The 7,772-nt window shown below is 48.2% G+C and carries 7 protein-coding genes; 6 read left to right on the top strand and 1 reads right to left on the bottom strand.

The genetic code is table 11. The features are described from left to right. The 3 genes from nhaA to ACRC27_RS12760 form a co-directional block, all read left to right on the top strand. The coding region (gene nhaA, locus ACRC27_RS12770) for a Na+/H+ antiporter NhaA (protein WP_438640042.1) at positions 1 to 788 on the top strand (788 nt) is incomplete at its 5' end. An 89-nt stretch (positions 789 to 877) separates the two neighbouring features. Beyond that, positions 878 to 1,786 (top strand): transcriptional activator NhaR, encoded by a 909-nt coding sequence (gene nhaR / locus ACRC27_RS12765; RefSeq protein WP_438623543.1) that lies wholly within the window; start codon positions 878 to 880, stop codon positions 1,784 to 1,786. 123 nt (positions 1,787 to 1,909) lie between these two features. After that, complete coding sequence (locus ACRC27_RS12760) at positions 1,910 to 2,206, top strand: ArsR/SmtB family transcription factor (RefSeq protein WP_438623544.1); 297 nt, start codon at positions 1,910 to 1,912, stop codon at positions 2,204 to 2,206. Positions 2,207 to 2,384: 178 nt separating this feature from the next. On the opposite strand, the gene rpsT is transcribed toward ACRC27_RS12760, so the two are convergent. Then, positions 2,385 to 2,645, bottom strand: coding sequence for a 30S ribosomal protein S20 (rpsT, locus tag ACRC27_RS12755; RefSeq protein ID WP_438623545.1), 261 nt, complete (start codon positions 2,643 to 2,645; stop codon positions 2,385 to 2,387). Between the two features lie 212 nt (positions 2,646 to 2,857). On the opposite strand from rpsT, the gene murJ reads away from it, so the two are divergent. The 3 genes from murJ to ileS all read left to right on the top strand — a co-directional run. Continuing rightward, positions 2,858 to 4,426: a murein biosynthesis integral membrane protein MurJ gene (murJ, locus tag ACRC27_RS12750; RefSeq protein ID WP_438630657.1), complete on the top strand. Its 1,569-nt coding sequence runs from the start codon at positions 2,858 to 2,860 to the stop codon at positions 4,424 to 4,426. 76 nt (positions 4,427 to 4,502) lie between these two features. Further along, on the top strand, positions 4,503 to 5,441 hold the full coding sequence (ribF, locus tag ACRC27_RS12745; RefSeq protein WP_438630659.1) for a bifunctional riboflavin kinase/FAD synthetase: 939 nt from the start codon (positions 4,503 to 4,505) through the stop codon (positions 5,439 to 5,441). Between the two features lie 35 nt (positions 5,442 to 5,476). Further along, positions 5,477 to 7,772: isoleucine--tRNA ligase (gene ileS / locus ACRC27_RS12740; protein ID WP_438640041.1), on the top strand; the 2,296-nt coding region annotated here is incomplete at its 3' end.

The raw sequence follows: 7,772 nt of genomic DNA, 5'->3' as shown, positions 1-7,772 counted from the left end.
CTATTCCTGCGGCAACCGATATTGCTTTTGCGCTTGGTATTATGGCGCTGCTGGGTAAACGCGTACCTATCAGCCTGAAAGTCTTTTTATTGGCATTGGCAATCATTGATGATTTGGGTGTCATTGTCATCATCGCGCTATTCTACACCAGCAACTTATCGCTTGCTGCGTTGGCCATTGCCATTGCCTCAACCGTACTACTGATTGTGATGAACCGGCGTGGTGTTGCTAAAATCAGTTGGTATATGGTGGTAGGCCTAGTGCTGTGGGTTAGCCTGTTAAAATCAGGTGTACATGCGACATTAGCCGGTGTGGTATTGGGCTTTTGTATCCCACTTAAAGCACAAGGTAAAAGGCCGCTTGAGCATATCGAACATAGCTTGCACCCATGGGTTGCTTACCTGATATTACCGCTGTTTGCATTTGCCAATGCCGGCGTTTCGTTAAAAGGCGTATCAGTAGATGCCCTGACATCGGCGCTGCCGCTGGGTATTGCTGCTGGCTTGTTCTTAGGTAAACCGTTGGGTATTTTCTCTTTTAGTTTCCTCTCCGTGAAGTTTGGTTTAGCCAAATTACCTGATGGTGTGAATTTCCGGCAGATCTTTGCGGTATCAGTGCTGTGCGGTATTGGCTTTACTATGTCGATGTTTATTGCTTCGTTGGCATTTGAGCATGCGGGCATGGAGTACGGTGTCTATTCACGCTTGGGAATTTTGATAGGCTCCACACTGGCCGCCGTGATTGGCTACAGCTTATTACGGATATTTCTGCCGGCAGTGAAAAGATAAATTCTCATAAAATGTCAGCTATTTGCAGGTAGCCATTCCTGTGAGCTGGCGGCATACTGATGCGGCATCAGCCAATATAGAGAGGGGCTATGTCGCATTTAAATTTTAATCACCTGTACTATTTTTGGGCCGTATGTAAACACGGCTCAGTTGCTAAAGCAGCAGAAACGCTGTTTATTACTCCTCAAACGGTAACCGGTCAAATTCGAGCACTTGAACTGCGTTTTAACGGGAAATTGTTTAAACGTAATGGGCGCGGATTAGAACCAACTGAACTTGGTCAGTTGGTTTTTCGTTATGCCGAAAAAATGTTCTCTCTAAGCCAAGAGATGCTCGATATTGTCAATTACCGCAAAGAAGCCAATATTTTATTTGATGTTGGTGTTGCCGATGCGTTATCTAAACGCTTAGTCAGCCGTGTATTACAAGCTGCAATTCCTGCCAATGAACAGATTCACTTACGCTGTTTTGAATCAACACATGAGCTGCTATTAGAGCAGTTAAGTCAGCATAAGTTGGATATGATCCTGTCCGATTGCCCAGTAGATTCATCACAGAATGAAGGGCTATTTTCGGTCAAATTAGGGGAGTGCGCGATCAGTTTCGTGTGCAGTAAACCCGCCCCTACCACCGCGTTTCCTGCCTGTTTACAAGAGCGTAAATTACTGATGCCTGGCCGCCGATCTGCCTTAGGCAGAAAAATACTGACCTGGATTGATCAACAAGGTTTAGACGTACAGGTATTGGGTGAATTTGATGATGCCGCGCTCATGAAAGCCTTTGGTAACGCACACAACGCTATTTTTGTTGCTCCATCTTTATACGTTAATGAACTGGTGTGTGATGACCATATGGTCGAATTAGGCCGTCTTACCGGGCTATCAGAAGAGTACTTTGCTATTTTTGCTGATCGTATGATTAAACATCCGGCAGTACAGCAAGTATGTAGCGAAGATTTTTCTGATTTGTTTTCATCGCGTAGCAATTGTATGCTCTGAGTTGCTTAACGTACGCTTGCAGTAATACATGCAACATGTAATCAACACAATAATAGAAATCAGAAAATGATGAAAAATACAGTAGAGATAGAGAGCATGGAACAAAACGTAGGGAGAGCCGTCATGCTGTTAAAGGCTATGGCAAATGAAAAGAGGCTTTTCATCCTTTGTCACTTGCAAGATAAAGAGGTATCCGTTGGTGTGCTAAGTGAACGATTAAATCTTTCACAATCAGCACTTTCACAGCATCTGGCATGGCTGCGCCGTGACGGATTAGTCAAAACACGCAAAGAAGCACAGACCGTATTCTATTCACTCAGTAGCCATGCGGTAAAAGAGGTGATTAGCACTCTGCACCGTTTATATTGTGCTGAACAACCCGAGTCTACAGCAACTGTTAGTGAATACGTGGATGCGTAAGCCGCTTAAAGCAGTGGATCTTCACCATGAGGTTACTGTGAGTAGGTTTACGCATGAACGCAAATAAACCACAGAGAGCCGTCAGGTAAATGAGATTCTCTGGTTATTGATGAAAATTATCGAAAAAAAAACCGGCATAAATGCCGGTTTTTTTTCGATATCTTAAATCAGACAATGATTACATTGCTTTGATTTGAGCTACCAGGTTCGCTTTATGACGAGCAGCCTTGTTCTTGTGGATCAGGCCTTTGCTTGCCATACGATCCAGAATAGGTTGCATGGTCGCAAATGCGGTCATTGCAGTTTCTTTGTTGCCAGTCGCGATCGCAGCGTATACTTTCTTAACGAAAGTACGCATCATGGAGCGACGGCTAGCGTTATGCTGACGACGCTTCTCAGCTTGGACAGCGCGCTTCTTAGCAGACTTGATATTAGCCAAGGTCCAACTCCCAAATATAACTTTTTTTGGACATTTCAAAGGCCGAGGACTATGCCTTTTTCGCCTTCTTTTGTCAATGGATTTGTGCAAATAAACGCCGGTTTCCCGAGGCTGGTACAAGCAGCGCATGACGGTTATTATGGTGAGCAATTTTAACAGCTTTTAATGCTGGAATACAGCGTCAGAGACGTATTTCAACGAGTGAATCCATCTTGAGTAAACGTTTATTGAAATCAGGGCTGATTGTCAGCTCGATGACACTCTTATCTCGCGTCTTGGGATTAGTGCGTGATGTGGTCATTGCCAACCTGATTGGTGCCGGTGCCGCTGCCGATGTTTTCCTGTTTGCTAACCGCATTCCAAATTTTTTACGCCGCTTATTTGCCGAGGGTGCGTTTTCACAAGCTTTCGTGCCGGTGCTGACTGAGTACCAAAAAGAGGGCGATCTTTCCAAGACACAAGAGTTTGTCGCCAAAGTCTCCGGTACGCTGGGTGGATTAATCACCCTCGTCACTGTACTGGCAATGGTCGGCTCGCCGGTTGTTGCAGCTCTGTTTGGTACAGGGTGGTTTATTGACTGGCTACAGGGCGGGCCAGATGCCGGTAAATATGAGTTAGCGTCATTACTGCTGAAAATCACCTTTCCTTATCTGTGGTTTATTACGCTTGTTGCGCTCTCTGGTGCCATCTTAAATACCCTTGGTCAGTTCGGGGTGGCGGCTTTTTCGCCGGTTTTACTGAATGTTGCCATGATTGGTGCGGCAATCTGGATCGCTCCGCATACCCAATATCCTGAAATTGGTCTGGCGATCGGTATTTTTCTGGGCGGTTTATTCCAGTTCTTATTTCAAATCCCTTATATGAAAAAGGCCGGTTTGCTGGTGAAGCCTAAGTGGGCATGGAATGATCCGGGGGTAAAAAAAATCCGTACCCTGATGATCCCAGCACTGTTTGGGGTGTCGGTCAGCCAGATTAACCTGCTGTTAGATACCTTTATTGCCAGTTTCTTGATGACCGGCTCTATCAGTTATCTCTACTACTCTGATCGTTTGTTGGAGTTTCCGCTTGGGTTATTTGGTATTGCGATTGCTACAGTCATTTTGCCAGCCTTGTCGCGCCGACATAACGAAAGCTCGGGTGAGCACTTTGCAAAAACCATGGATTGGGGCGTACGCATGATCTTTTTGCTCGGCGTGCCGGCCATGTGTGGTATCGCAGTTCTGGCCAAGCCGATGATGATGGTGCTCTTTATGCGCGGAGAGTTTACTTTTGCCGATGTTAATGCCGCTTCCCTTTCATTGCTGGCATTTAACTGTGGTTTGGTCAGCTTCATGCTGATTAAAGTCTTGGCGCCAGGCTATTATGCTCGTCAGGATACCAAAACTCCGGTCCGCTACGGCATCATTTCGATGGTCAGTAATATGGGCTTTAACCTGCTGGCGATCCCTTTTAGCTATGTCGGGCTGGCGATTGCCTCGGCGATGTCGGGTACATTGAATGCGTGGTTGTTGTATCGCGGTTTATCCGCGGCCAATGTCTATAAATTTAGCCGCCAAAGCTGGTTGTTGATAGCCAAAGTCGCGGTTGCTGGGCTGGGTATGGCTGCAACCTTGTTCTGGGTTATGCCGGATATTGCCGTCTGGCAGGTTCAAAATAATATGTTACGTATGGCGTGGTTAGCCGGCCTGATTGGTTTGGCTGCGGTAGTCTATGTGGTTTTGCTGCTGCTGCTGGGGGTGCGTCCGCGCCATTTACGTGCAGATACTGACATTGCCAACTAAGACAAATGCCTCGAATGCGGTATAATCGACAGCTATTTTCTCTCTTTAATGGCAGAGCTGACAGGGTGATGTACCCATGGAGCTGATACGCGGTATTCAAAATATTAAACCTCAGCATCATGGCTGTGTGTTAACTATTGGTAACTTTGATGGCGTACACCTAGGTCATCAGGCGGTTTTGCAACAAGTAAAAGCCAAAGCGCGCGCACTGAATTTACCGTTAACGGTTATGGTGTTTGAACCTCAGCCGCAAGAGCTGTTTACACCGGAACTGGCACCCGCACGTTTAATGCGCTTGCGCGATAAATATGTGCATCTTGCCCGTGCTGGGGTTGATAGGTTGCTCTGTGTTAGCTTTAATCACCATTTTGCGCAAATGAGTGCTCACGCATTTATCCAGCACTTATTGGTGGATAAATTGGGTGTGGCTTTTTTAGGCGTGGGTGATGATTTTCGTTTTGGCGCGGCGCGTCAGGGTGATTATGCCATGCTGCAAGAGGCCGGTAGCCAGTACGGATTTGAAGTTGTTAATAGCCACAGCTATTGTGTGGGTGAACAGCGCGTCAGCAGTACCGCAATTCGTCAGGCTCTGCACCATGATGATTTGGCGCTGGCAGAGCGTCTGCTTGGTCGCCCTTACAGTATCAGTGGTCGTGTTTCACATGGGAAAAAACTCGGGAGAACCATTGGTTTTCCGACGGCGAATATCCCGTTAAAACGCCGTGTAGCACCGGTCAATGGTGTTTATGCAGTTGAAGTCCTTGGGCTGGGGGCGCACCCTCTGCCTGGTGTAGCAAATATTGGCACACGGCCAACGGTTGATGGCGTGCGTCAACAGCTTGAAGTCCATCTATTTGATGTTAATCTGAATCTTTACGGTCGTCAGCTCGAAGTGGTGCTGCGGGAAAAAATTCGCCCTGAGATGCGTTTTGCTTCATTTGACGCTCTGACTGCGCAGATTGCACAGGATGCGAATACCGCTCGCCGCTACTTCCAGCTGCCGATCGGGATCTAACTTTCTTTTTGCCGAAAATACGGAATCGAGAATCAATGAGTGACAATAAATACCCTTTGAACCTTCCGGATACAGGGTTTCCGATGCGTGGCGATTTAGCCAAACGCGAACCTGGTATGTTGCAGCGTTGGTATGACAACAATCTGTATGGTGCAATTCGTCAGGCGAAGAAGGGCAAAAAATCCTTCATCCTGCATGATGGCCCACCGTACGCTAACGGTAACATTCACATTGGTCACTCAGTAAACAAGATCCTTAAAGACATTATTATTAAGTCTAAAGGTCTGTCAGGTTTTGACTCGCCGTATATTCCGGGCTGGGATTGCCACGGCTTACCGATCGAGCTAAAAGTAGAACAACTGGTCGGTAAACCGGGTGAGAAAGTCACGGCAGCAGAGTTCCGTCAGGCATGCCGTGATTATGCTGCCGAGCAAGTTGCTGGCCAGAAAAAAGACTTTATGCGTTTAGGCGTGTTGGGCGACTGGGATCACCCTTACCTGACAATGGATTTTGCAACCGAAGCGAATATCATCCGCTCAATGGCAAAAATTGTCGGTAATGGCCACCTGCACAAAGGCGCGAAGCCAGTACACTGGTGTACAGAGTGTCGTTCGGCACTGGCAGAAGCGGAAGTTGAGTATTACGACAAAACGTCACCGTCAATTGACGTGCGTTTTCATGCCGTTGATGAAGCTGCGGTACTGGCAAAATTCGGCACGCAAGCAGGTAATGGCACCATCTCCGTGGTTATCTGGACAACCACCCCGTGGACACTGCCGGCCAACCGTGCTGTTGCACTCAATGCCGACCTTGAATATCAGCTGATTCAGGCGGGTGATGAGCGTCTGATTCTGGCTAGCGCTCTGGCGGAAAGCGTTCTACAGCGCGCCGGCATTACCGACTCAACTGTACTGGCTACCTGTGTTGGTGCAGATTTAGAGCTATTGCGCGTTAAGCACCCGTTCTATGATTTTGATGTGCCGATTATTTTAGGTGAGCACGTCACCACTGATGCCGGTACCGGTGCGGTACATACCGCCCCTGGGCATGGTCAGGAAGACTTCGTTGTCGGACAAAAATACCATCTGGAAGTGGCCAATCCGGTTGCGCCTGATGGTACGTATCTGCCAGAAACGCCGCTGTTTGCCGGTCAGTCAGTGTTTAAAGCCAATGATGCCGTGCTTGATGTTCTGCGTGAACGTGGCGCGTTGCTACATTTTGAAAAGTTCCTGCACAGCTATCCACACTGCTGGCGTCATAAAACCCCGATCATTTTCCGTGCAACGCCACAGTGGTTTATTAGCATGGAACAAGCGGGTCTGCGTCAAAAGGCGCTGGGCGAAATTAAAGATGTGAAGTGGATCCCTGATTGGGGTCAGGCGCGCATTGAAACGATGGTGGCCAACCGTCCAGACTGGTGTATTTCACGTCAGCGTACGTGGGGCGTACCTTTGGCGCTGTTCGTACACAAAGATACCGAAGTGCTGCATCCACGCTCTGTTGAGCTGATGGAAGAGGTTGCTAAGCGCGTGGCGGAGAAAGGTATTCAGGCGTGGTGGGATCTTGACCCAAGTGAAATTTTGGGTGCAGATGCTGCCGATTACGTCAAAGTGCCAGATACCCTTGATGTCTGGTTTGACTCCGGTTCAACACACTCGTCTGTGGTTGATGCTCGCCCTGAGTTCAACGGCCATACGCCGGATCTGTATCTGGAAGGATCGGATCAACACCGTGGCTGGTTCATGTCATCATTGATGATCTCCACTGCGATGAAAGGCACAGCGCCATACCGCGAAGTGCTGACCCACGGTTTTACCGTGGATGGTCAGGGCCGCAAAATGTCGAAATCCGTCGGCAACGTGGTTAGCCCACAAGATGTGATGAACAAACTCGGCGGTGATATTCTGCGTCTGTGGGTAGCCTCTACAGATTATACCGCTGAAATGGCCGTGTCCGATGAGATCCTCAAGCGTTCTGCGGATGCGTACCGTCGTATCCGTAATACGGCCCGTTTCCTGCTAGCGAACCTGAACGGTTTTGATCCTAAGCTGCACAGCGTGCAACCAGAAGATATGGTCGTACTTGACCGTTGGGCAGTTGGCCGTGCGCAAGCGGCGCAAGCAGAGATCATGCAAGCGTATGAAGCGTATGATTTCCACATGGTGGTTCAGCGTCTCATGCAGTTCTGCTCAGTTGAGATGGGTTCATTCTATCTGGATATCATCAAAGATCGTCAGTACACCGCGAAGACCGACGGCATTGCCCGCCGTAGCTGTCAAACTGCGCTGTATCACATTGCCGAAGCATTAGTTCGCTGGATGGCGCCGATCA

Origin of the sequence: Plesiomonas sp. (assembly GCF_051650925.1) — a bacterium.
Classification (GTDB): domain Bacteria; phylum Pseudomonadota; class Gammaproteobacteria; order Enterobacterales; family CAMTGL01; genus Plesiomonas.
The sequence above is the reverse complement of the archived record's forward strand: the minus strand, read 5'-3'. Positions and strand labels throughout refer to the sequence as shown.

Bases quoted from the DNA above. Each gene is read 5' to 3' on its own strand.
- ribF (WP_438630659.1), top strand. From the start codon at position 4,503: ATGGAGCTGATACGCGGTATTCAAAATATTAAACCTCAGCATCATGGC.
- ACRC27_RS12760 (WP_438623544.1), top strand. From the start codon at position 1,910: ATGCTGTTAAAGGCTATGGCAAATGAAAAGAGGCTTTTCATCCTTTGT.
- nhaR (WP_438623543.1), top strand. From the start codon at position 878: ATGTCGCATTTAAATTTTAATCACCTGTACTATTTTTGGGCCGTATGT.